Genomic DNA, 21,127 nt, shown 5'->3' with positions numbered 1-21,127 from the left:
ATATCAAATCTTGGCAATTACCTTCACAAACAAAGCAGCGGGTGAAATGAAGGAGAGAGTTGCAGATCTAGTCGGCCCGATTGCCAAATCTATGTGGGTCTCAACTTTTCACTCAGCATGTGTTCGCATCTTGCGCCAAGAGGCAACCCGCCTTGGATATAGCAACTCTTTTAGTATTTATGACTCTGCCGATTCACAAAGACTCATCACTATTGTTGCCAAAGAGTTAAATCTGGATGCAAAGCGATATCCCGCCCGCCAATTTCAATCCATGATCTCAAACGCCAAAAATGAATTGCTGGGGCCCCAGGATTACTTAAATGCAGCCAGCAATCCCTTTGAGCAGATAGTTGCCGATGTTTATGCGGTGTATCAGCAGAGATTAATCCGCGCTAATGCAATGGATTTTGATGATTTGATTCTAAAAACTGTCGAGGTACTGCAACGCTATCCAGAAGCAAAGGCTCGCTTTAGATCACGCTTCCACCATGTTCTAGTTGATGAGTATCAGGACACAAACCATGCCCAATACATCTTGGTCAAGGAGCTAGTAGGAACTGAACTTGAAGGACAAGCACCCGCAGAGTTATGCGTGGTGGGAGATGCTGATCAATCAATTTATGGCTTCCGAGGAGCCACAATTCGCAATATTTTGCAGTTTGAACTTGATTACCCAAATGCCCGCACAGTATTGCTTGAACAAAATTATCGCTCTACCCAAAATATTCTAAATGCGGCAAATGCGGTTATTACTAAAAATGAAAGCCGTAAAGAGAAGAACTTGTGGTCAGATGCTGGCGCAGGTTCACCTCTTACAGGTTATGTTGCCGAAAGCGAACACGATGAGGCTAACTTCATTGCAGATGAGATTAGATCTCTGCAACGTGAAGGGGTTTCAACTCCAGGGGATACCGCGATTTTCTACCGCACCAACGCCCAATCTCGTGTTTTTGAAGAAGTATTCATGCGCAACGCCTTGCCATATAAAGTTGTTGGAGGCCTGCGATTTTATGAACGTCGCGAAGTAAAAGACTTACTGGCTTATTTGCGTGTTCTTGCCAATCTAGAAGATGAAATCTCTCTTCGTCGAATCATCAATGTGCCCAAGCGAGGCATCGGTGACACATCTTTGGATTACGTAGATGAGTTTGCCAGAAACAACGATATATCTTTCTGGCAAGGCTTATTACGGGTAAGCGAGAATAGATCTGTTCCAAGCCGTGCTGCTCAAGCAATTAATGAATTTACATCGATGGTTAGCGCCTTAGCGGTATTAGTAGAGGCAAAAACAAAGCCTTCTGTAATAGTTGAAGCAGCGCTTGAACAATCAGGGCTGTTAAAGGAGTTAGCAGATAGCACCGATCCACAAGATGAAGTTCGCGTGGAGAACTTAAAGGAACTTGTTGCTGTTTCTATGGAGTATGAAGAGCGCCCATTTGACGAGCTGGGTGAAGATGAGGAAATTTCACTGGCAGGGTTTCTAGAAAAAGTTTCATTAGTAGCAGATGCAGATGAAATTCCAGAAGGTGAAGATCATGGGGGAGTTGTCACGATGATGACTTTGCACACCGCTAAGGGTCTTGAGTTCCCAACGGTATTCCTTACTGGTATGGAAGATGGAATCTTCCCGCACTCACGAACTCTTGGTGAAAAAGATGAGATTGAAGAAGAACGACGTCTTGCATATGTTGGATTAACTCGCGCACGTCAGCGTCTTTATATTTCACGAGCTGAATATCGTTCAACATGGGGAGCTCCTAATTACAATCCACCATCACGTTTTCTTGATGAGATTCCAGAAGATGTAATTGAATGGCGAAATCACGGGGGATCATCATCCTCACCTTCACTTGTTACACGCACTCGTACTGCTACAACTGCACCACCACGAGCTACAGGTAAAAAGAGTGTCGCTATGGAGCTAGCAGTTGGTGAGCGTGTGTCACATGACACATTCGGATTAGGCACGGTTGTAGCTGTTGCTGGGGCTGGCGACAAAGCCGAAGCGACAATTAACTTCGGCCAATACGGTGAGAAGCGATTACTGCTGCGTTATGCACCTGTTGAGAAACTATAGGATTACCCCGTATATAGCCGGCCAATAGATTGTGAGCCCCAGTGGATCTCTTTGAATACCAAGCCCGAGATATCTTTGAAAAACATGGCGTACCTGTTTTAGCTGCAGCAATTGCAACAACAGCAGATGAGGCAGAAAAAGCTGCAACAACAATTGGCGGCAAGGTTGTAGTCAAGGCTCAGGTCAAAGTTGGTGGACGAGGAAAAGCAGGCGGAGTAAAGCTTGCAGAGAACCCACAGGATGCTCGCGAAAAAGCTGGCGCAATCCTTGGAATGGATATCAAGGGTCACACTGTTCGCACAGTAATGATTGCAGCAGCAGCCCCAATCGAAGCCGAGTATTACCTGTCGATTTTGTTAGACCGCTCAAACCGAACATTCCTCGTAATGGCATCTGTTTCAGGTGGAATGGATATTGAAGAGGTTGCACGTACTGCACCTGAAAAACTTGCAAAGATTCCAGTATCTGCAGTTGATGGAATTTCACTTGCTAAAGCGCAAGAAATTGTTGCAGCAGCAGCCTTTCCTGCAGATGTGGCAGATCAAGTTGCACAGGTATTGCTTAAACTGTGGGATGTTTTCCAGGGTGAAGATGCAACTCTTGTGGAAGTAAATCCATTGGTTAAGACAAATGATGGGAAAATTATTGCACTAGATGGCAAGGTAACTCTTGATGAGAACGCTGATTTTCGTCAGCCAGATCACCAGTCCCTAGTTGACCAAGATGCAGAAAATCCTTTAGAGGCTGTAGCAAAGGAAAAGGGACTCAACTACGTAAAGCTTGATGGACAGGTTGGAATTATCGGTAACGGTGCAGGACTTGTTATGAGCACACTCGATGTTGTCGCCTATGCCGGAGAAAAGCATGGCGGAGTCCGCCCAGCTAACTTCTTAGATATTGGTGGCGGAGCATCTGCACAAATCATGGCCGATGGCCTCTCAATTATTTTGGGAGATGCTGATGTAAAGAGCGTTTTTGTTAACGTTTTCGGCGGGATTACATCCTGTGATGCGGTGGCAAGTGGAATTGTTCAGGCCCTTGAATTACTTGGTCCTAAGGCAACAAAGCCAATTGTTGTTCGACTAGATGGAAACAATGTTGTTGAAGGTAGAGCTATTTTGGCTAAAGCTGCGCATCCATTAGTTGAGCAGGCAGACACGATGGATGGAGCAGCAAATCGCGCTGCAGAATTGGCGGCGAAGTAATGTCTATTTTTATTAACGATGCAAGCACAGTAATTGTTCAGGGAATGACTGGTTCAGAAGGAACCAAGCACACCCGTCGTATGTTGGCTTCTGGCACAAAGATTGTTGGCGGAGTAACACCTGGTAAGGGTGGACAGGTTGTCGATATCGACGGCCATCAACTTCCTGTTTTCAACACTGTTGCTGAAGCAATGTCAGCAACTGGTGCAAATGTTTCAGTTGTTTTCGTGCCACCTAAGTTTGCAAAGGCTGCAGTTATTGATGCAATTGACGCAACGATGCCATTAGTAGTTGTGATTACTGAAGGTATTCCGGTTCATGACTCAGCAAGCTTCTATGCGTATTCGCAGACAAAGGGAACAACACAAATTATTGGCCCTAACTGTCCAGGATTAATTAGCCCAGGGAAATCAAATGTTGGAATTATTCCTGCAGACATCACTGGCGCAGGTCCTATTGGATTAGTGTCAAAGTCCGGAACTCTCACATATCAAATGATGTATGAGCTACGCGATATTGGATTTAGTACAGCAGTAGGTATCGGTGGAGATCCTGTTATTGGAACAACTCACATTGATTGCTTGCGCGCATTCCAAGATGATCCAGAGACAACAGCGATTGTTATGATCGGTGAAATTGGTGGAGATGCCGAAGAGCGTGCTGCAGCATTTATTGCGCAGTATGTAACAAAGCCAGTTGTTGGTTACGTCGCAGGATTCACCGCTCCAGAAGGCAAGACAATGGGTCACGCAGGTGCGATTGTTTCTGGTTCTTCAGGAACTGCTCAAGGTAAGAAAGATGCATTAGAAGCAGCTGGCGTTAAAGTCGGCCAAACACCGAGTGAAACCGCGCGTTTGTTACGCGCAATACTGGGTCGATAACAATGATGACGCGGGTACTTGGAGCTGCATTGCCTCAAGTCCTGCGTAGCGTTGCGTGGCTCTTGCTTCCAACATCTCTTATCGCACTCCTTGCCTGGGCTACAGCAGGTAGTGCAACAGGAAATACTGGAGATCCTTTGCGCGCAGCGCTCTGGATTTGGATCGGCGCGCACCAGATTCCTTTTTCATTAGCTCTTCCACCATCTGGTTTAGAAGGTTATCTTTCCTACCTTCCACTTGGCGCACTGATTTTTCCTGTCCTGGCAATTAGAAATGGCATCTCACGCACAATAGAACGCCTAGATAATGATTCATCCTTAGTTGGTTCTGCTCGCGCAGTCTTTGCAGCCGGCTATACGCTCTCCGCACTCCTTGCTTCACTATTTTCAAAGACTGATGCAATTAAGCCTGTTTGGTACTTTGCAATTCTCTACGTTTTGCCCTTCTCGCTTTTGGTTGGCGCTACCGTCGGGCGCAAAGTTGCACTCGGTCAAGGATTTCTTTTCGGCTCCCGCATCATCGCTCTGTTGTTAGGTGCCTCTTCAATAATCTTTGGTCTGTGTTTGCTGCTGAATATTTCAATGGTGAAGAACCTAACGACAGTTTTACAGCCTGGCATCTTCGGTGGACTACTTCTTTTGCTACTTAATATTTTGTATATTCCAAATGCAATCGTTGCAACCCTTGCCTATTTCTCAGGCGTTGGTTTTGCTGTCGGATCAGGGACTTTAGTTTCACCACTTTCATTTCGCTTAAACAAGATTCCGGCGATGCCTTTGTTGGGAGCACTTCCTGAAGGAAAATCAGCAATTGCCTTACTCGGAATTGCATTCATAATCTTTGCTGGTGCCCTCCTTGCCAGCTGGACAGTTGCTCTTAACCTCAAGGTCCTACAACAAAGCCTGATCGTTGCAATTGTTATTGCAGCCTTTGTTGGATACTCAGCAAGCGGAGCATTGATTACAGATGCGATGTCAGCAGTTGGTGTTTCTCCATGGCAGTTCACGCTGGCAATAGCTGCAGAATTAATAGCAGGTGCTGCTTTGGCCCTCTATTTACCTCGATTGTTTAAGCGCACATGAGAAAGCGTGTAGTAATACTTGCTTCCGGAACAGGCTCACTGACACAAGTGATCCTGGATGCTAAAGAACTTGATATTCAAATCGTGGCAGTTGTCTCAGATAGAGCAGACGCACAAGTTTTAGAGCGAGCAAAGAAAGCCAATATCAATACTTCAGTTATTGAGCTACAGGGCGATCGCGGGGCCTGGGATGCACAATTGTTTAACCAGGTAGATCAGTACCAACCAGATTTAGTCATTAGCGCTGGATTCATGCGAATTTTGTCCGCCGAATTTGTAAGTACGTTTCCAACAATCAATAGCCACCCTGCACTTCTTCCAGATTTTCCTGGAGCCCATGCTGTCCGCGATGCTTTAGCTGCTGGTGTCACCGTGACTGGCACAACGGTTCATTGGGTCGATGCAGGCGTGGACACCGGGCCAATCATTACCCAAATGGAAGTTCCGGTGGTGCCCGGCGATGATGAAGCAACACTTCATGAGAGAATTAAGAAAGTAGAACGCGGTCTCATAGTTGCGACCATCGCCTTGATCACGCCGACACTGGAGACTATTACACGATGAGAAAACCTATTCGCCGTGCACTAGTAAGTGTCTATGACAAAGATCGCCTGATTGAAATTGGTAAGACGTTAAGTACAGCGGGCATAGAAATTTTGTCTACTGGTTCAACGGCCAAAAATTTAGCTGAAGCAGGAATTGCTGTAACCGAAGTAAGTGCATACACAGGCTTTCCTGAAATTATGGGCGGACGGGTTAAGACTCTTCACCCACGTGTTCATAGTGGAATTTTGGCAGATCAAAATAATCCAGAGCACTTAGCTGCAATTGCTGAGTTAGATATCAAGCCTTTTGATTTAGTTATTATTAACTTGTATCCATTTGCAGAAACCATTGCATCGGGTGCCAACTTTGAAGAAAGTATTGAACAGATCGATATTGGCGGTCCATCAATGCTTCGCGGAGCTGCTAAAAACCATGGCTCTGTGGCTGTTATTTGCCAGACTTCTCAATACGACCAGTTGCTAGATGCAATCAAAGCTGGCGGATTCACAGAGGCAGAGCGCCGCCAATTAGCTCTAGAAGTTTTTCGAACAACGGCTGAATACGATTTAGCGATTGCGACATGGCTGGGTCAATCAGAAGGCAACAATTTGCCTGAGTGGTTTGGATATATCTGGCATCGTGAAAACTCGCTTCGCTATGGCGAGAATCCACATCAATCTGCTGCGATTTATTCAGGTGGGTCTGCGGGCATAGTTGGAGCGCAACAACTCCACGGCAAGGAAATGTCTTTTAATAACTACACAGATGCAGATGCAGCATGGCGCGCAGTGTTAGATCACCGTGACCCTGCCGTTGCAATCATGAAGCACGCAAACCCATGTGGTGTTGCGGTCTGTGAATTGGGTGTGGCTGTTGCATATCAGCACGCACATGAATGTGATCCGGTATCAGCTTTTGGTGGCGTCGTTGCTGCAAACCGAAAAGTAGATCTTGCAATGGCTGAACCATTATCAAAAATCTTTACCGAAGTCTTAATTGCACCTGACTTTGATGCCGATGCACTTGAACTCCTTATGAAGAAGCCTTCAATTCGAATCTTAAAGTGCGATGTGACATCGATTAATTCATTTGAACTTCGCCCAGTATCTGGAGGAGTGCTTTTACAAGCTACTGATTTAATTGATGCAGCTGGTGATTCTCCTGCCAATTGGACTCAAGTAAGCGGTCAGCCAGTAGATGTGCAAACTATGAAAGATCTTGAGTTTGCCTGGAGAAGTGTTCGTTCTGTAAAGAGCAACGCTATTTTGCTAGCCAAATTAACCGCCTCTGTTGGAATTGGAATGGGACAGGTCAACCGCGTTGATTCTGCTCGTCTTGCTGTTTCTCGTGCAGGTGATCGCGTGAAGGGTTCAGTTGCTGCAAGTGATGCTTTCTTCCCATTTGCTGATGGACTACAAATCTTGATTGATGCTGGAGTAACAGCTGTAGTCCAACCTGGCGGAAGTGTGCGCGATGAAGAGGTTATTGCTGCTGCGCAAATGGGCGGAATTGCGATGTTCTTCACCGGAACCCGACATTTTTCACACGCATAGATAGATAGGGTTTAACCATGAGCGCACAGATCCTAGATGGCAAGGCACTTGCATCAGCCATCAAAGCAGAATTGACAAGCCGCGTAGTAGCACTCAAAGCCAAGGGAATTACACCAGGACTTGGAACTGTTTTAGTGGGAAGTGATCCTGGTTCACTTTCTTATGTTGGTGGAAAACATCATGATTGCAAAGAGGTTGGAATCAATTCAATTCGAGTTGATTTGCCAGAGAGTGCAACTGAAAAAGATGTGTTGGCAGCAATTGCAGATTTGAATTCATCAAAGGAGTGCACTGGATATATCGTGCAATTGCCTTTGCCACAGGGAATAAACACCCAAAGAGTTTTAGAGTCAATTGATCCAGATAAAGATGCTGATGGTTTGCATCCGCTTAACCTTGGTCGTCTAGTTGCAGGATATGAGGCACCGTTGCCATGCACACCACGTGCGATTGTGGCGTTGCTTGATCATTACAAGATTTCAACCAAGGGTGCTGAAATAACTGTGATTGGACGTGGCTTAACGGTTGGTCGCCCACTTGGACTACTTCTATCTCGCAAGCAAGAGAATGCAACAGTTACCTTGACTCATACAGGAACAAAAGATTTAACAAAGCACACAAAAAATGCTGACATCGTGATTGCAGCAATTGGACAGTCGCACTTCTTAAAAGCAGAAATGATTAAGGAAGGCGCAGTAATAATTGATGTTGGCATCTCGCGCACCGTAGAAGGTTTGGTTGGAGATGTGTGTCCTGGAGTATTTGAAAAAGCTTCATATGTTTCGCCAATGCCAGGTGGAGTTGGTCCAATGACTCGTGCAATGTTGCTGACAAATGTGGTTGATGCGTGCAGCTAAATAACCGCATACTTTCCATAATTAGTTATGTTGCCGTCCTGATCGGGGTAGTTCTTGGGGCCTCCGGCATAGTGCGAGGTGGGTCACTCTTTATCGCAGCCGGCACCTTGGGGATTGCACTGAAATCTCGTAATTTTCGCCGCATCGAGTTTTATTTACCTGTTGTTATCGCAGTAGCCCTTTTTGCGCTGGCAATTGCACTTCCTCGCGGACGATAGAGTTCACCTATTCGCAAATACGCATGATTGGAGTCGCTATGGGTGGCAAAGTCACAGTAGTCGGTGCAGGTTTCTATGGTTCAACAACAGCTCTTCGTTTAGCTGAATATGATGTTTTCGATACCGTGGTTTTAACCGATATCGTCGAAGGAAAGCCCGAAGGTTTGGCTTTAGACATGAACCAATCTCGTTCAATTGAAGGTTTTGAAACAAAGATTGTTGGCGCAACAACAACTGCTGAAGGTGGTGGCTACGAAGCTACATCTAATTCAGATGTAGTTGTCATTACTGCAGGACTTCCTCGCAAGCCTGGCATGAGCCGTATGGATTTGATCGGTGTTAACGCGGGAATCGTTCGCGGGGTTGCAGAAAATATTGCAAAGCATTCACCAAATGCGGTCATCATCGTGGTTTCTAATCCACTTGATGAGATGACAGCACTTGCTCAGATCGCAACAGGTTTTCCAAAGAATCGCGTAATGGGTCAGGCAGGAATGTTGGATACTGCGCGCTTCACAAACTTTGTTGCAGAAAAACTTGGCGTAAAGGTTGGATCTGTAAAGACTCTGACCCTTGGTTCACACGGTGACACCATGGTGCCAGTTCCAAGCCGTTGTACAGTAGATGGCAAGCCACTGTCTGAACTTCTTTCACCAGCAGAAATTGCTGATCTTGTTGATCGTACACGCAATGGTGGCGCAGAAGTTGTTGCACTACTTAAAACTGGTTCTGCCTACTACGCACCATCTGCAGCAGCAGCTCGCATGGCAAAGGCTGTTATTGAAGACTCAGGTGCAGTAATGCCTGTGTGCGCATGGGTTGATGGCGAGTACGGAATTTCTGGTGTCTATCTTGGTGTTGAAGCGCAGATCGGTCGCACCGGTATCAAGAAAGTTGTTGAAGGAGCATTGACTGATTCAGAGGTTGCAGCCCTTAAAGAGGCAGCAGAAGCGGTTCGTGCAAAACAAGCAGATGTTCAAACACTTTAAGTGGGGGAGTAACGATGAGCAAGATCAAAGTAACGGGCACGGTCGTCGAGCTAGACGGCGATGAAATGACACGCATTATGTGGCAGTTCATCAAGGATTCATTGATCCTGCCTTACTTAGATGTGAATCTCGAGTACTACGACTTAGGTATGGAACACCGCGATGCCACTGATGATCAGGTAACTATTGATTCAGCACATGCAATTCAAAAGCATGGCGTTGGTATCAAGTGCGCAACGATTACTCCAGATGAAGCACGCGTTGAAGAGTTTGGTCTTAAGAAGATGTGGAAGTCTCCTAACGGAACAATCCGTAACATTCTTGGTGGAGTAATCTTCCGCGAACCAATCATCATTAGCAACGTTCCTCGTTTGGTCCCACATTGGACCAAGCCAATTGTTATTGGCCGTCACGCATTTGGTGATCAGTACCGCGCAACAGATTTCAAGGTCCCCGGTCCAGGAAAGCTAACAATTTCATTTGTTCCAGAAGATGGTTCTGCACCAATTAACACTGAAGTTTTCAAATTTGAATCTTCAGGTATTGCAATGGCGATGTATAACGTTGATGATTCAATTCGCGACTTTGCCCGTGCATCTCTTAACTACGGACTTCTTCGCAAGTTTCCTGTTTATCTCTCAACAAAGAACACAATCCTTAAGGCATACGACGGTCGCTTTAAAGATATCTTTGAAGTGATTTATCAGGCTGAGTTTAGAGCGCAGTTTGTGGCAGCAGGTATTTGGTATGAGCACCGTTTGATTGATGACATGGTTGCTATGTCACTTCGTATGGAGGGTGGATATGTCTGGGCATGTAAGAACTACGACGGCGATGTTCAATCTGACACCGTCGCACAGGGCTATGGCTCACTTGGTTTGATGACATCGGTGTTGATGACACCAGATGGAATGATCTGCGAGTCAGAGGCTGCACACGGAACTGTGACCCGTCACTATCGCGATCACCAAGCAGGTAAGGCAACGTCAACAAATCCAATCGCATCCATCTTTGCTTGGACTCAGGGACTTGCACACCGTGCAAAGCTTGATGACAACGCAGAGCTTGCACAGTTCTGTGCAACTTTAGAGCGTGTGTGTATAGAGACAGTGGAGCAAGGGAAGATGACAAAAGATTTGGCTATTTTGATCTCAAAGACTGCTCCGTACCAAACAACACAGGAGTTCTTGAATTCAATTGATGAGAACCTCAAGAAGGCTATGGCATAACAGCTTTACAACAGTAAAAAACCCGCGGTAGCCATTGGCTTTCCGCGGGTTTTTTATGTGATCTATTTAAATACGCTCACCAGTTGCTGAGTTGAACAAGTGAACAGATCCCTTAACAGCCTCGACAGTAATTGTGTCACCTGGCTTTGGAGGATTCTTTGGATCCCAGCGAACAATTACTTGTGCGCCTTCATCTGATGCATTAGCAAACTTAACTGTTGAATCAGCTGGCTTTCCGTATACGAAAGCATCTGAACCTAGTTCTTCAACAACTTCAACAAGAACATGGAAGCCCTTAGATGATGGTGTGAAGCCTTCTGGACGAACACCAACTGTTACAGATGATCCTGCAGATGCTGGAACATCAATTGCTAGATCTCCAAGCATTGCCTTGCCAGCGCTAACTGGTGCGATAAGAAGGTTCATAGCAGGGGATCCAATGAAGCCCGCAACGAAAGCGTTGACTGGGTTGTCATAGAGATTACGAGGTGTATCAACTTGCTGGAGCAAGCCATCCTTCAACACTGCAACGCGATCGCCCATAGTCATAGCTTCAACCTGGTCGTGTGTTACATAAACAGTTGTGATTCCTAGACGACGCTGTAGTGCAGCGATCTGTGTACGAGTTGCTACACGCAACTTCGCATCAAGGTTTGATAGTGGTTCATCCATAAGGAAAACCTGTGGCTCGCGAACAATTGCGCGACCCATTGCAACGCGCTGACGCTGTCCACCTGAAAGAGCTTTTGGCTTGCGCTCTAGGTATGGCTCAAGGTCAAGCAACTTTGCTGCTTCTAGAACACGACGATCGCGTTCTTCCTTTGGAGTTCCTGCGATCTTTAGTGCAAATCCCATGTTCTCCGCAACTGTCATGTGTGGATACAGTGCATACGACTGGAATACCATCGCGATGTCGCGATCTTTAGGTGCAACATTTGTTACGTCGCGATCGCCAATTAAAATGCGGCCGCCATCAATTTCTTCAAGCCCAGCCAACATACGAAGTGATGTTGACTTACCGCAACCTGATGGACCAACAAGAACTAAAAACTCTCCGTCATTAACGGTGAGATTTAACTTGTCGACTGCAGGTGCTGTTGTTCCTGGGTAGGTACGTGATGCGCCATCAAAAACTACTGATGCCATGAGATTGCTCTCCTTCTCCGGGCAGGTACGTGCCCGACGGTCCGAGGATGAAGGTGATGGCCGGTTGGCCAACGGGGGAAGATTACGCGTAAACGCTGGGTAAGGGAAGATAAGGCCACGCGCCCCGACTGTGAGATCGTATACTTCTCACATAATGGAACCTCCCTCGTTGGCTTCACTGTTTATTGACCTAGCAACCATTGCTGGCCTGATTGTCCTGGCCTCATTCTTCGTTGCAGCTGAAATTGCTCTTATCTCTCTTCGAGATAGCCAAGTCCGCCAAATTGCAACCCGTGGAAAACGAGGCGCTCGCGTTGCCGCCCTTGCCGAACACCCCAACCGCTTATTGGCCGCTGTTCAAATTGGCGTGACTGTCAGCGGATTTCTCTCTGCAGCCCTAGGTGCTGATCAACTAGGCGATTATGTGATTCCGTGGCTTGAGTCCTTAGGTCTTGCCACAGGTTGGGCAACAACACTTTCTCTACTCGGTGTCACATTGGTGATCGCGTACTTCTCATTAGTCTTTGGTGAACTAGTTCCCAAGCGAGTTGCACTCTTTAGAGCTGAAGAAATTGCGATGAAAACAGCTGGAACCATCAATATTGTTGCAAATATCTTCCGTCCAATTATTTGGCTTTTGTCCAAATCAACCGACTTTGTTGTGCGGGCATTTGGTGTTGATCCGAAAGAACAACGCAGCCAGATGTCTGAAGAAGAGCTACTTGACCTTGTAGTTGGTCATGCCGCGTTAACGGCAGAAGAGCGCGACATCGTTGAAGAAGTCTTTAACGCTTCAGAGCGTCAGGTGCATGAGGTTATGGTGCCCCGCACTGAGGTTGATTTTATGGATGCATCGTTAACCGTTGGTAAAGCTATTGAATTAGCCGTTGATAAAGCACACTCTCGGTACCCGGTTGTACGTGGATCATCTGATGAAGTAGTTGGTTTTATCCATGTGCGCGATTTGCTGGACACATCACTTGCTAGCAAGACTACAAAAATCGTAGAGCTAGCAAGAAACATTATGTATTTGCCGGGCACGAAAGGTATTTTGCCTGCCCTGACAGAAATGCGTATGCAAGGTCAGCATCTGGCAATTGTTTTGGATGAGTACGGTGGCACTGACGGAATCGTCACCTTGGAAGACTTAGTTGAAGTACTCATCGGAGATATTCGCGATGAATATGACGTTCATCAGGATGAGATTTCACATGAAGAGCGCACAGGAGACTTCGAAGTAGATGGCCTTATTTCTATCGAGGACTTGATCGAGCAGACAAAGCTAGATATCCCTGAAGGTCCCTATGAGACTGCAAGTGGATTTGTAATGCACTTTCTAGGCCGAATCCCACGTGAGCACGATGCTGTTAACGTCAATGGCATCCGAATTACGGTGTTAACCATGGAAGGCAAACGCGCTGGGCAGTTATTGATCTCTCGATCTGCATAGGTGTGAAAGAATTACAGCTATGACACAGAAGCGAGTGCTATCAGGCATACAGCCAACAAGTGACTCCTTCCACTTAGGCAATTACTTAGGTGCATTGAAACAATGGGTTGAGCTTCAAGAAGGCAATGATGCTTTTTACTGCATCGTGGATTTGCATGCCCTAACTGGCGAGATCGAACCAGCACTATTTAAAAAGCGCACCTTGGCATCTGCGGCGCAGTTAATTGCACTCGGTATTTCACCTGAAAAATCAACCTTGTTTGTGCAGTCCCATGTTGCAGAGCACAATCAATTGGGCTGGATCATGGAGTGCCTTGCAGGCTTTGGCGAGGCAAGCCGTATGACTCAGTTCAAAGATAAATCTGCAAAGGGTGGAGCAGATACAGCTCGCGTTGGACTATTTACATATCCAATGTTGCAAGCGGCAGACATTCTTTTGTATCAAGCACATTACGTTCCAGTCGGTGAAGATCAACGTCAGCACATTGAATTAACCCGTGATTTAGCTACACGTTTTAATTCACGATTTGGTGAAACCTTTAGAGTGCCAGAGGGCCACATTCTCAAAGCTGGCGCAAAGATTTATGATCTGCAAGAGCCAACAGCAAAGATGAGTAAATCATCTGGTTCTGCCGCAGGAGTTCTAGAACTGATGGACTCACCAGAGGCCAATACAAAAAAGATTAAGAGTGCAGCAACTGATGCTGGTCGTGAAGTGAAATTTGATGAAAAAGAAAAGCCTGGTATTAGTAATTTGTTGACGATTCATTCATCACTTTCAGGCACATCTATTGCAGATCTTGAAAAACAGTTTGATGGTAAGGGTTATGGCGACTTTAAAGGCGAAGTTGCAGAGGTAGTAGTTGAGTACTTCCGCCCAATCCGCGCAAAGGCTGTGGAGCTTTTAGAGGATGAAAAGCACCTGATAGATCTTCTGCACGAAGGTGCGGACAAAGCCCGCGTGGTGGCCTCTTCAACCCTTCACAACACCTATAAAAACCTGGGTTTAGTGAAGTAATTGAGCCAGTATCTCAACCCCTAGTTGAGAGTTTTCCAAAACGTTACACCGCTGAGACCAAAACAGAGCCTGGCTTATTGAACTTAATCACGCTCAAGTAATAGGCTCCCAAGTACACAAAGCTTCAGTATGTGCCCTTAAAAGCAGGTATTGAACATCCCCTTGAATCCTTGGAGGAAAATTGAAGAAAGTATTTCGTCTTGTAGCAGTTCTTGCTGCATCTGTATTGGCAGCGACAGCATTTGTTGCTCCTGCAGCAACAGCAGCATCAAAGGTAAAAGTAGGCCTTGCTTATGACATCGGTGGACGTGGCGATAAGTCATTCAACGATTCAGCAGCAGCTGGTCTAGATGCAGCAAAGAAGAAGTTTGGCGTTACAGCTAAGGAAGTAACAGTTACACAGGGAACAGACTCAGAGCGCGAAGACAAGCTTCGTTTGCTAGCTAAGGCTGGTTACAACCCAATCATCGCTGTTGGTTTCCTCTATGCAGGACCAATCAAAAAGGTTGCCTCTGATTACCCAAGCACACAGTTTGCGATCATCGATGATGCTTCAGTAGATCTTCTAAACGTTGCAGGTCTTGTATTCGCTGAAGAGCAGGGTTCATACCTTGCTGGCGTTGCAGCAGCACTTGCATCAAAGTCAGGAAAGATCGGTTACATCGGTGGAGTTCGCATTCCACTACTACAGAAGTTTGAAGCTGGATTCGTTGCTGGTGTTAAGGCAACAAAGAAGTCAGCATCAGTTGATGTTAAGTACGTAACTGAGTTCCCTGATTTCTCTGGCTTCAATGACCCAGCTAAGGCAAAGGTTATTGCAAAGGGAATGATCGATAAGGGTACCGATGTTATTTACTCAGCAGCAGGTGGATCAGGTGCGGGTAACTTCGCAGCTGCAACAGATGCTGCAAAGGCTGGCAAGAAGGTTTGGACTATCGGAGTTGACTCTGATCAGATCCTTACAGCTTCAGCTGATGAGAAGAAGAACATGCTTACATCAATGATCAAGCGCGTTGACCGTGCTGTTTACGATGTTATTGCAACATCTGTTTCAGGTTCATCTGTGAACGATGTTCTCGATGAGTCAGGTATCTACGGTCGCGTATACAACCTTTCACTTGACGGTGTTGGAGTTTCATACACAGGTGGATATATCAACAAGTACAAGGCACAGATCGATAAGGCTGCTGCTGCAATTAAGTCAGGCAAGATCAAGGTTCCAACAAAGCCATAATCTCGCTTAAGTAAGTGGCGTTTGGCCCAGCAATGGAGTTTAATCTCCTTGTTGGGCCAAATGTTTTTCCCAGAATAAATTGAATCAAAGGAGAGTTTAAGTGTCAGTAGCAGTTGAACTGCGACACATTACTAAGCGCTTTCCAGGCGTAGTAGCCAATAAAGATGTTTCGATGAAGGTTGAAACAGGCACGGTCCACGCTCTTGTTGGGGAAAATGGAGCCGGAAAATCTACAGTAATGAAGATTCTGTACGGAATGCAGCATCCAGATAGTGGCGAGATCTTGGTTAATGGCAAAGCCGTTAATTTAAAGAACCCCAACGATGCAATTGCACTAGGTATCGGTATGGTCCATCAGCACTTCATGTTGGCTGACAACTTCACAGTGCTTGAAAATATTATTCTTGGCGCAGAGCCACAGCATGGTGTGACAATTGATTTTAAAGCCGCTCGCGCCAAGGTCGCTGAAATGTCTAAGGCATATGGCCTTGATGTGGATCCAGATATTTTGGTAGAAGAGCTAGGCGTTGGACAACGCCAGCGCGTAGAAATTTTGAAGGTGCTATATCGCGGTGCAAACATCTTAATTTTTGACGAGCCAACTGCTGTTCTTGTTCCACAAGAGGTTGATGATCTATTCGGAGCGCTCGAAGGCCTTCGTGCAAAGGGCATGGCGGTCATTTTCATCTCACACAAACTTGATGAAGTTTTGCGTGTTGCAGATGATGTAACCGTTGTGCGCGCTGGCGAAACTGTTGCCGAAGTGAAATCTAAAGATGTGACAGCGCGTCAATTGGCAGAGCTCATGGTGGGTAGCGAACTACCTCAGCCAACAACACATGGAGACACTCGCCGATCTGAAGTCACATTAGAGCTAAAGGATGTTTCGATCCCTACCGCCACTGGCAGTCGTGATTTGATCTCACACATCAGTTTTAATTTGCATGCAGGTGAGGTTGTTGGAATCGCCGGTGTTGAAGGAAATGGGCAGGCTGAACTTGTTGAAGCGATCATGGGGCTTCGCAATTACACCGGTTCTATTGATTTTCAAGGCTCATCTATTGATCACATGAGCGTTGCGCACCGTCACGACCTAGGTATTGGATTGATCCCAGAAGATCGTCAACGACAAGCACTAATGATGGATTCACCCTTGTGGGAGAACCGCATATTGGGTCACCAACGTGGCAAGCCAGTTATGCGCGGTTATATTTTAGATAAGAAAGCAACTATCGAGGACACAAAGCGCATCATGGAAGAGTTTGATGTGAGAGCCCCTGGTCCAATGACAGCTGCAGCTGCGTTATCTGGTGGAAATCAGCAGAAATTTATTGTCGGTCGAGAAATGAGTAAAGCTCCTGCACTCCTTGTTGCATCGCATCCAACACGTGGTGTTGATGTTGGGGCACAAGGTGCGATTTGGGAAGTTCTTCGAGAAGCACGCACAAAGGGCATGGCGATTGTGTTGATCTCTGCAGATCTTGAAGAGCTCATCGGAATGTCAGATAGATTATTAGTTATGTTGCGCGGTGTAATTACCGCTGAACTTGATCCACAAAAAACTACCCCTGAGCAACTTGGCTCAGCGATGACGGGTGCGGCATGAAAAAAATGTCTCCACAAAAGATTGCACTTGCAGTTGCTGCACCTCTTGCAGCCGCAGTTGTGTCAATAGTTGTTTCAAGCCTTGCGGTAGTCGCTTCAAATAAATCTCCAATGTTGGCGTATAAGACAATGTGGGAGTTTGGGACGCAGGGTGGTTCTCTGATGGAGATGCTTAACCAAGCCACCCCTTATTACATTGCAGCAATTGCAATTGCCGTTACCTTTCGAGCTGGTTTGTTTAACATCGGTGTTGAAGGTCAACTTCGCTTAGGCGCCCTATTTAGTGCTTACATCGGTGCGATGTTTACTTTGCCGCCGGTACTCCATGTTCTTGCTGTATTTATTGTTGCAATGACTATTGGTGGACTTTGGGCATCGATCGCTGCATACCTCAAGGTCAAGCGTGGTGTTAATGAGGTTATTTCAACAATTATGTTGAACAGCTTGGCTGTGGGTGTTACCTCGTTCTTGTTCTCAAAGTACTTCGCTGTGATCACCGAGGGCTCAAACAACCTATCGACCAAGGAGCTTCCAAACTCTGCATGGTTCCCTGATTTGGTGCCTCTGCTGACAAAGATGGGCGTACCTGAGCAACCAGGCGGAAGTGTCAATGGAATGCTCGTAATCGCCATCGCTCTTGGATTCATTTTTTGGTTTGTTGTCAATCGCACACGATTTGGCTTCGAACTTCGGGCATCGGGTGCTAACCCAATTGCAGCACGCGTTAGTGGTGTTAATTCAAAGAAGATGATTGTTGTGGCATTGGTAATCTCTGGTGCGATCGCTGGATTATCTGGCTTACCTGCAGTACTTGGTGAGACACATGCATACAACATGGGCTTCCGATCAGGTATTGGCTTCTCTGCTATTGCAGTTGCACTTCTTGGTCGCAATTCAGCTGGTGGCATGGCAATTAGCGCACTGCTATTTGGTTTCCTCGAAGTGAGCTCACGTTCACTGGAGTTAATTGATATCGCTCCAGAAACTTATGTGATCATGCAGGGTTCAATTTTGCTGAGCTCTGTTATTGCTTACGAAGTGGTGCGTAGGTTCAAATTGACCTTGCAAAGTAAAGAGCTGGCAAAGGTGGCGTCAGCGTGAAGATTAAAGCCACGAAGTTACTTTTGAATGCAACGTATTTATTATTGCTCATCTCAATTATTCGACTGATTACTGGTGCAACAGATTTAACAAGCATTGGTACAGCTTCAGCTGCATTGTTGCTCTCAGTGCCAATTATTTTGGCAGGACTTGGCGGTTTGTTCTCAGAACGTGCCGGAGTCGTCAATATTGGTCTTGAAGGAATGATGATTCTGGGTGCTTGGGCCGGCGGTTTTGTGGGCTCTAAGCATGGACCATGGTTTGGATTAATTGCAGCAGTAGTTTTTGGCGCAGTTGGTGCTCTATTGCACGCAATAGCAACAATTTCATTTGGTGTTGACCATGTTGTGTCAGGTGTTGCAATCAACATCATTGCAGCAGGACTAGTTCGCTACCTGTCAACAATTCTTTATCAAGGCGGTTCATGGCCTGGTCCTTCCCAATCTCCAGATGTAGAGCCAATCTCAAGTAACGGGTTACCCGTACTTTCTGGTGGGCACTTCTTCGGTTGGAAAAGCCCTGATGTATTGACTCCCATAGCTGAAAAACACTGGTTTTTGATCTCAGATCTCGTTGGAATTATTCGAGGAGTAACTGGTGATCTTTCCTATGTAACCCTGATTGCTGTTCTATTTATTCCATTGTCTTTCTTTATTTTATGGAAGACATCATTTGGATTACGTCTACGCAGTGCTGGCGAGGCACCAATTGCAGCTGAATCTCTTGGTGTCAATGTTTATGCCATGAAGTATGCAGGTGTATTGATTTCAGGTGGCCTTGCAGGTCTTGGTGGTGGCTTCCTAGCGATCGTTGCGGCTAATCACTACCAAGAAAACCAGGTAGCAGGCCGCGGGTATATTGGTCTTGCAGCTTTGTTGTTTGGTAACTACCGACCAGGTGGGATCTTGGCAGGTGCTGCATTATTTGGTTTTGCAGATGCGTTACAGCTGCGAGATTCTGCATCAATCCATGCACTTATCTTGTTGATTGCTGCAATTCTTGGTTATTTGGTTTATCGAGATGTTAAGCGTGGAAAGATGCTTAGCGCATCGATTAGTGCGGTTATGGCTGCAGGATCAGTCTGGTTCTACTTCGCAGTTCAAGAACTACCAGGACAGCTTGTAACAATGACTCCATATATTGCGACATTGCTCGTTATGTCTCTTGCTTCGCAGCGATTACGAATGCCGGCGGCAGATGGAATGCCATACCGCCGTGGTGGTTTGCGATGACTCAGATCAATTGGGAACTAATCCACAAGGAAGCTATCGGGGCAATGAAGAATGCTTATGCGCCTTATTCAAAGTTTCCAGTTGGTGTTGCAGCACTTGTCAGTGATGGTCGCATTGCAACTGGTTGTAACGTTGAGAATGCAAGTTATGGCGTGGGACTCTGTGCTGAGTGCGGATTAGTTTCTAATCTGATTTCAACCGGTGGTGGACGATTAATCGCTGTTGTCTGTGTTGATGGTCAAGGAAATTACTTGGCTCCATGTGGACGTTGTCGCCAATTGTTATTTGAGCATGGTGGCCCTGAAGCGTTACTCATGACAGATGATGGACCACAAAAAATGTCTGCGATGTTGCCCTGGGCTTTTGGCCCAGATGACTTAGACCGCAACGAGCGATAAGTGATGGAAGCCTTTTCAGCCGCTGAAATCATCGCGGCAAAGCGTGATCACCATTCTTTAACTGACCCACAGATCGATTGGGTAATCGATGCCTACACAAGAGGCGCAGTTGCCGATGAGCAAATGTCCGCCCTGCTTATGGCGATTCTGCTCAACGGAATGGAAAATCGTGAGATTTCGCGATGGACCGATGCAATGATCAATAGCGGCGAACGCATGGAGTGGTCAGCACTCTCTCGCCCAACGGTTGATAAGCATTCAACTGGTGGCGTTGGCGACAAAATCACATTGCCACTTGCTCCTTTAGTTGCAGCATGTGGCGCAGCGGTTCCACAATTATCTGGTCGTGGACTTGGCCACACAGGTGGCACTTTAGATAAGTTGGAATCTATTCCAGGATGGCGCGCTTCATTATCTAATGAAGAGATGCTTAAAGTTTTGCAAGAGTGCGGCGCGGTAATTTGTGCAGCAGGTGCTGGTTTAGCTCCAGCAGATAAGAAGTTGTATGCATTGCGCGATGTGACAGCAACTGTGGAAGCGATTCCCCTGATTGCATCCTCAATCATGAGTAAGAAAATTGCTGAAGGAACAAGTGCTCTGGTGTTAGATGTTAAAACGGGTGCTGGTGCATTTATGAGTGATCCAGAGAAAGCAAAAGAACTTGCCCACGTTATGGTGGGACTCGGAAAGCGCGCTGGTGTTAAAACTTTGGCTTTGGTAACTGCGATGGATGTTCCGTTGGGATTAACTGCTGGTAACGCACTTGAAGTTCGTGAATCCGTAGAAGTTCTGGCAGGTGGTGGGCCATCTGACATTGTCGAACTGACTGTTTTATTGGCAGAAGAAATGTTAGAAATTGCCGGCATAAAGGGTACCGACCCTGCAGCCGCATTGAAAAATGGAAAAGCAATGGATGTGTGGCGCCAGATGATTTCAGCACAAGGCGGAGATCCTGACGCAAAGCTTCCAGTTGCAAAGGAAAATACTGTTGTCACTGCACACAGCAGCGGAATAATTCTTTCCATGGATGCAATGAAGGTCGGAATGGCTGCCTGGCGTTTAGGGGCGGGGCGTTCTCGTCAGGGCGAAGCGGTCCAAGCAGGTGCTGGCATTGAGATCCACGCTAAGCCAGGAGATGTTGTGAGCGCTGGATCACCCCTATACACGCTCCACACAGACACCCCAGCCGCCTTTGCCAGGGCTTTGGAGTCGCTGGAGAACTCTGTGAGTATTGGCGCAGTACCTGCCGGAGGCATTGATCGTCTGCCGTTAGTTATTGAACGTATTGTTGATTAAGGGGCACAGGG

19 protein-coding genes are annotated in these 21,127 nt (G+C 46.4%); 18 read left to right on the top strand and 1 reads right to left on the bottom strand.

Translation table 11 applies throughout. The annotated features are described in order from the left end of the window. The 10 genes from AC9UEY_RS02420 to AC9UEY_RS02375 form a co-directional block, all read left to right on the top strand. A partial coding sequence (locus AC9UEY_RS02420) for a 3'-5' exonuclease (RefSeq protein ID WP_509537266.1) occupies positions 1 to 2,077 on the top strand: 2,077 nt, incomplete at its 5' end. Between the two features lie 41 nt (positions 2,078 to 2,118). Continuing rightward, positions 2,119 to 3,282 (top strand): ADP-forming succinate--CoA ligase subunit beta, encoded by a 1,164-nt coding sequence (gene sucC, locus AC9UEY_RS02415; RefSeq protein WP_509537263.1) that lies wholly within the window; start codon positions 2,119 to 2,121, stop codon positions 3,280 to 3,282. Beyond that, the gene (sucD, locus tag AC9UEY_RS02410) at positions 3,282 to 4,163 is read left to right on the top strand and encodes a succinate--CoA ligase subunit alpha (RefSeq protein WP_509537260.1); all 882 of its coding nucleotides are present in this window, start codon (positions 3,282 to 3,284) and stop codon (positions 4,161 to 4,163) included. Before sucC ends, sucD begins: the two co-directional genes overlap by 1 nt. 2 nt (positions 4,164 to 4,165) lie before the next feature. Beyond that, entirely contained in the window at positions 4,166 to 5,245 is a 1,080-nt protein-coding gene (locus AC9UEY_RS02405; RefSeq protein ID WP_509537257.1) for a cell division protein PerM, read from the top strand. Continuing rightward, positions 5,242 to 5,808, top strand: a complete 567-nt coding sequence (gene purN, locus AC9UEY_RS02400) for a phosphoribosylglycinamide formyltransferase (protein WP_509537254.1) — start codon at positions 5,242 to 5,244, stop codon at positions 5,806 to 5,808. The genes AC9UEY_RS02405 and purN overlap by 4 nt, the downstream gene beginning before the upstream one ends. After that, entirely contained in the window at positions 5,805 to 7,343 is a 1,539-nt protein-coding gene (gene purH, locus AC9UEY_RS02395; RefSeq protein WP_509537252.1) for a bifunctional phosphoribosylaminoimidazolecarboxamide formyltransferase/IMP cyclohydrolase, read from the top strand. The genes purN and purH overlap by 4 nt, the downstream gene beginning before the upstream one ends. A gap of 17 nt (positions 7,344 to 7,360) precedes the next feature. Further along, a complete protein-coding gene (locus AC9UEY_RS02390) occupies positions 7,361 to 8,200 on the top strand; it encodes a bifunctional methylenetetrahydrofolate dehydrogenase/methenyltetrahydrofolate cyclohydrolase (RefSeq protein ID WP_509537250.1) in 840 nt (279 codons plus the stop codon). Further along, on the top strand, positions 8,191 to 8,418 hold the full coding sequence (locus tag AC9UEY_RS02385; RefSeq protein WP_509537248.1) for a hypothetical protein: 228 nt from the start codon (positions 8,191 to 8,193) through the stop codon (positions 8,416 to 8,418). Before AC9UEY_RS02390 ends, AC9UEY_RS02385 begins: the two co-directional genes overlap by 10 nt. A gap of 38 nt (positions 8,419 to 8,456) precedes the next feature. Next, the gene (mdh, locus tag AC9UEY_RS02380) at positions 8,457 to 9,407 is read left to right on the top strand and encodes a malate dehydrogenase (RefSeq protein WP_509537271.1); all 951 of its coding nucleotides are present in this window, start codon (positions 8,457 to 8,459) and stop codon (positions 9,405 to 9,407) included. Positions 9,408 to 9,421: 14 nt separating this feature from the next. Further along, positions 9,422 to 10,636, top strand: coding sequence for an NADP-dependent isocitrate dehydrogenase (locus AC9UEY_RS02375; RefSeq protein ID WP_509537245.1), 1,215 nt, complete (start codon positions 9,422 to 9,424; stop codon positions 10,634 to 10,636). 66 nt (positions 10,637 to 10,702) lie between these two features. Here the strand turns inward: AC9UEY_RS02375 and AC9UEY_RS02370 are convergent, their stop codons facing one another. After that, positions 10,703 to 11,782 carry an ABC transporter ATP-binding protein gene (locus AC9UEY_RS02370; protein ID WP_509537242.1) on the bottom strand — a complete coding sequence of 360 codons (1,080 nt, stop codon included), beginning with the start codon at positions 11,780 to 11,782 and terminating at the stop codon, positions 10,703 to 10,705. Between the two features lie 154 nt (positions 11,783 to 11,936). Here AC9UEY_RS02370 and AC9UEY_RS02365 point away from each other — a divergent pair, with 154 nt between their 5' ends. The 8 genes from AC9UEY_RS02365 to AC9UEY_RS02330 all read left to right on the top strand — a co-directional run bounded on the left by AC9UEY_RS02365 (position 11,937) and on the right by AC9UEY_RS02330 (position 21,116). Continuing rightward, a complete protein-coding gene (locus tag AC9UEY_RS02365) occupies positions 11,937 to 13,232 on the top strand; it encodes a hemolysin family protein (protein WP_509537239.1) in 1,296 nt (431 codons plus the stop codon). A 19-nt stretch (positions 13,233 to 13,251) separates the two neighbouring features. After that, on the top strand, positions 13,252 to 14,250 hold the full coding sequence (gene trpS, locus AC9UEY_RS02360; protein WP_509537236.1) for a tryptophan--tRNA ligase: 999 nt from the start codon (positions 13,252 to 13,254) through the stop codon (positions 14,248 to 14,250). A 181-nt stretch (positions 14,251 to 14,431) separates the two neighbouring features. Beyond that, positions 14,432 to 15,484, top strand: coding sequence for a BMP family lipoprotein (locus AC9UEY_RS02355; RefSeq protein WP_509537233.1), 1,053 nt, complete (start codon positions 14,432 to 14,434; stop codon positions 15,482 to 15,484). A gap of 100 nt (positions 15,485 to 15,584) precedes the next feature. After that, positions 15,585 to 17,090 carry an ABC transporter ATP-binding protein gene (locus AC9UEY_RS02350; RefSeq protein WP_509537230.1) on the top strand — a complete coding sequence of 502 codons (1,506 nt, stop codon included), beginning with the start codon at positions 15,585 to 15,587 and terminating at the stop codon, positions 17,088 to 17,090. Then, the gene (locus tag AC9UEY_RS02345) at positions 17,087 to 18,190 is read left to right on the top strand and encodes an ABC transporter permease (RefSeq protein ID WP_509537227.1); all 1,104 of its coding nucleotides are present in this window, start codon (positions 17,087 to 17,089) and stop codon (positions 18,188 to 18,190) included. The genes AC9UEY_RS02350 and AC9UEY_RS02345 overlap by 4 nt, the downstream gene beginning before the upstream one ends. Then, positions 18,187 to 19,422 carry an ABC transporter permease gene (locus AC9UEY_RS02340; protein WP_509537224.1) on the top strand — a complete coding sequence of 412 codons (1,236 nt, stop codon included), beginning with the start codon at positions 18,187 to 18,189 and terminating at the stop codon, positions 19,420 to 19,422. Before AC9UEY_RS02345 ends, AC9UEY_RS02340 begins: the two co-directional genes overlap by 4 nt. Further along, the gene (locus AC9UEY_RS02335) at positions 19,419 to 19,820 is read left to right on the top strand and encodes a cytidine deaminase (RefSeq protein WP_509537221.1); all 402 of its coding nucleotides are present in this window, start codon (positions 19,419 to 19,421) and stop codon (positions 19,818 to 19,820) included. Before AC9UEY_RS02340 ends, AC9UEY_RS02335 begins: the two co-directional genes overlap by 4 nt. Positions 19,821 to 19,823: 3 nt before the next feature. Further along, the gene (locus AC9UEY_RS02330; RefSeq protein ID WP_509537268.1) at positions 19,824 to 21,116 is read left to right on the top strand and encodes a thymidine phosphorylase; all 1,293 of its coding nucleotides are present in this window, start codon (positions 19,824 to 19,826) and stop codon (positions 21,114 to 21,116) included. Positions 21,117 to 21,127: the final 11 nt, after the last annotated feature.

The sequence above is a fragment of the Candidatus Planktophila sp. genome (assembly GCF_040402275.1).
In the GTDB taxonomy this organism is placed as follows: Bacteria; Actinomycetota; Actinomycetes; order Nanopelagicales; family Nanopelagicaceae; genus Planktophila.
This window is presented reverse-complemented; position numbering and strand designations above follow the sequence as displayed.

Coding starts and splice junctions, on each gene's coding strand:
- sucD (WP_509537260.1), top strand. CDS start 3,282: ATGTCTATTTTTATTAACGATGCAAGCACAGTAATTGTTCAGGGAATG.
- AC9UEY_RS02405 (WP_509537257.1), top strand. CDS start 4,166: ATGATGACGCGGGTACTTGGAGCTGCATTGCCTCAAGTCCTGCGTAGC.
- purN (WP_509537254.1), top strand. CDS start 5,242: ATGAGAAAGCGTGTAGTAATACTTGCTTCCGGAACAGGCTCACTGACA.
- purH (WP_509537252.1), top strand. CDS start 5,805: ATGAGAAAACCTATTCGCCGTGCACTAGTAAGTGTCTATGACAAAGAT.
- AC9UEY_RS02390 (WP_509537250.1), top strand. CDS start 7,361: ATGAGCGCACAGATCCTAGATGGCAAGGCACTTGCATCAGCCATCAAA.
- mdh (WP_509537271.1), top strand. CDS start 8,457: ATGGGTGGCAAAGTCACAGTAGTCGGTGCAGGTTTCTATGGTTCAACA.
- AC9UEY_RS02375 (WP_509537245.1), top strand. CDS start 9,422: ATGAGCAAGATCAAAGTAACGGGCACGGTCGTCGAGCTAGACGGCGAT.
- AC9UEY_RS02370 (WP_509537242.1), bottom strand. CDS start 11,782: ATGGCATCAGTAGTTTTTGATGGCGCATCACGTACCTACCCAGGAACA.
- AC9UEY_RS02365 (WP_509537239.1), top strand. CDS start 11,937: ATGGAACCTCCCTCGTTGGCTTCACTGTTTATTGACCTAGCAACCATT.
- trpS (WP_509537236.1), top strand. CDS start 13,252: ATGACACAGAAGCGAGTGCTATCAGGCATACAGCCAACAAGTGACTCC.
- AC9UEY_RS02345 (WP_509537227.1), top strand. CDS start 17,087: ATGAAAAAAATGTCTCCACAAAAGATTGCACTTGCAGTTGCTGCACCT.
- AC9UEY_RS02335 (WP_509537221.1), top strand. CDS start 19,419: ATGACTCAGATCAATTGGGAACTAATCCACAAGGAAGCTATCGGGGCA.
- AC9UEY_RS02330 (WP_509537268.1), top strand. CDS start 19,824: ATGGAAGCCTTTTCAGCCGCTGAAATCATCGCGGCAAAGCGTGATCAC.